This window comes from Nostoc sp. (assembly GCF_036917575.1).
In the GTDB taxonomy this organism is placed as follows: Bacteria; Cyanobacteriota; Cyanobacteriia; order Cyanobacteriales; family Nostocaceae; genus Nostoc.
This window is the reverse complement of record NZ_JBALDC010000087.1, coordinates 1-1,830: the sequence shown is the minus strand read 5'-3', so window position 1 is coordinate 1,830 and position 1,830 is coordinate 1. Positions and strand designations below refer to the sequence as shown.

At 44.9% G+C, this 1,830-nt stretch carries 1 protein-coding gene; it reads left to right on the top strand.

Going from position 1 to position 1,830, the window contains the following annotated elements; genetic code table 11:
• Nucleotides 1-27: 27 nt before the first annotated feature.
• The gene (locus tag V7K79_RS25635; RefSeq protein ID WP_335051671.1) at nucleotides 28-1,830 is read left to right on the top strand and encodes a ShlB/FhaC/HecB family hemolysin secretion/activation protein; all 1,803 of its coding nucleotides are present in this window, start codon (nucleotides 28-30) and stop codon (nucleotides 1,828-1,830) included.

Below are 1,830 nucleotides of genomic sequence, written 5' to 3'. Positions count from 1 at the left end.
GTTACTAACAAAAAATAGTCCAGTGCGATGATTGATAAATATCCCCAAAATCTGATCGTGCCGTGTTTGCGGCTGAGTATGCTTCTATTACTGGGCAGTACATCTTTAAGTCAACTAAAAGCTGAGGCTGTTGAGACGACAAAATTACCAACTAGTAATTTCATCCTCTCACAACAAATTCCACCACCACAGGATATCCAACCACCCATCACACCTTCACCACTTCCCTCACCCCAAGTGCCACAGCCACTCCCCCCACCAGCAGAATTATTGCCACCCTCTGCCCCAACTCCTACACCACAAGAACCACCCTCTGGCAACTTTCCTGACACTATTATTGTTGAGCGGTTTGAAGTTATTGGTAGCACAGTCTTCAGTCCCCAAGAGTTAGCCCAAGCCACTGCTGAATTTACCAAACGACCAATCTCGCTCACCCAAGTCTATCAAGCACGTTCTAAAATTACTGAGCTATATGTCAAAAATGGTTACATTACTTCTGGTGCTTTGATTCCACCCCAAACAATCCAATCCGGTGTCGTGAAAATTCAGGTAATCGAAGGTAAATTAGAAGATATCCAGGTAACTGGGACTCGGCGGTTGAATCGAAATTATGTCCGCAGCCGATTAGCAATCGCCACATCAGCACCTCTGAATCGCCAGCGTCTATTAGAAGCCCTGCAACTTTTGCAACTCAATCCTTTGATTAAAAACGTCACTGCTGAACTCTCAACAGGTTCGCAAGCGGGTACGAGTCTTTTGGAAGTAAAAATCACTGAGGCAAAAACCTTTAGTGGGCAAATAATTCTTGATAATGGGCGATCGCCCAGTGTTGGCAGTTTTCGCCGCGGATTACGATTGAATGAAGCCAACTTACTGGGATTGGGAGATTTACTGAGTTTAGGCTACACCAATACTGATGGTAGCAACTCCTTTGACGCTGGTTATACATTGCCTGTTAATCCCCGCAATGGAACTCTTAGCTTCAACTATGGCACTACCTCAAGTCATGTGATTGAGCCTCCTTTCGACACTTTAGATATCGATTCGGCTTCTCGCTACTACGAGGTGACATTCCGCCAACCAATAGTCCAAACTCCGACACAAGAGTTCGCCCTGGGGTTGACAGCCTCCCGACGCGAAAGTGATATTTCCTGGATTTATCAAAGAGAATTTGGGGTATCTCCCTCTCTACTTTCGCCTGGTGCTGATGAAGAGGGACGCACTAGGGTCTCTGCGTTGCGATTTTTTCAAGAATGGACGAATCGTAACAGTCGGGAAGTCATCGCTCTACGTTCTCAATTCAGTTTGGGCATAGATGTGTTGAATGCCACGGTTAATCAACAAGCTCCTGATAGCCGTTTTTTTGCTTGGCAAGGGCAAGCGCAGTGGGCACGGCTTTTAGCTCCTGAAACTTTATTATTACTTCGTTTAAATACACAATTTGCATCTAGAGCACTTTTGCCGATAGAGCAATTTGGCTTAGGTGGCCAAGATAGCATTCGCGGCTACCGTCAAGATTATCTGCTGACGGATAATGGTACTTTTGTTTCTGCGGAAATTCAAGTGCCAATTCTACGCTTACCCCAGATAAATAGCACTTTACAAGTTGTGCCGTTTGTGGATTTTGGTGTTGGCTGGAATAGTTCTGGTAGAGAGAATCCCGACCCTAATACTTTAGCTGCTGTTGGTCTGGGGTTGCGTTGGGCACAAGGCGATCGCTTAACCGTTCGTCTTGACTGGGGTATCCCTTTGATATCTATTGACTCAAATAATCAGAGAACATTACAAGAAAACGGTCTGTATTTTAGTTTACTCTATAATCCTTTTTAA